Origin of the sequence: Pseudorhodobacter sp. E13, from assembly GCF_003991405.1 — a bacterium.
In the GTDB taxonomy this organism is placed as follows: Bacteria; Pseudomonadota; Alphaproteobacteria; order Rhodobacterales; family Rhodobacteraceae; genus Pseudorhodobacter.
The window spans coordinates 1-264 of sequence record NZ_RPEN01000055.1 but is presented as its reverse complement, the minus strand read 5'-3'; the positions used below and the strand labels follow the sequence as shown (position 1 = coordinate 264).

Below are 264 nucleotides of genomic sequence, written 5' to 3'. Positions count from 1 at the left end.
GGGCTGGACCTGAGTGTTACTGATGAGGTTGAAGGCCGCCGCGCCATTGGCAAAGTTACCGCGCGGGATCGGCACCGATGCCGCCGTCAACCGTCCGTTCACCCGGTCGAACGGCACGCCGTTGGGCGAATAGTCGGGATCGAGGAGCAGCCTCCATTTGATATCGGCATAGCCCAAGGCTTGCCCAAGCGCGCTGCGTTTGTCCGTCCGAACCCCGTCCAGACCGGCGTTCAACCCTGATTTGATCTCATATCGTTTCATTGT

1 protein-coding gene is annotated in these 264 nt (G+C 60.2%); it reads right to left on the bottom strand.

The genetic code is table 11. The annotated features are described in order from the left end of the window. On the bottom strand, nt 1-264 hold a 264-nt coding region (locus EGN72_RS19010), incomplete at both ends, for a hypothetical protein (RefSeq protein WP_158623085.1).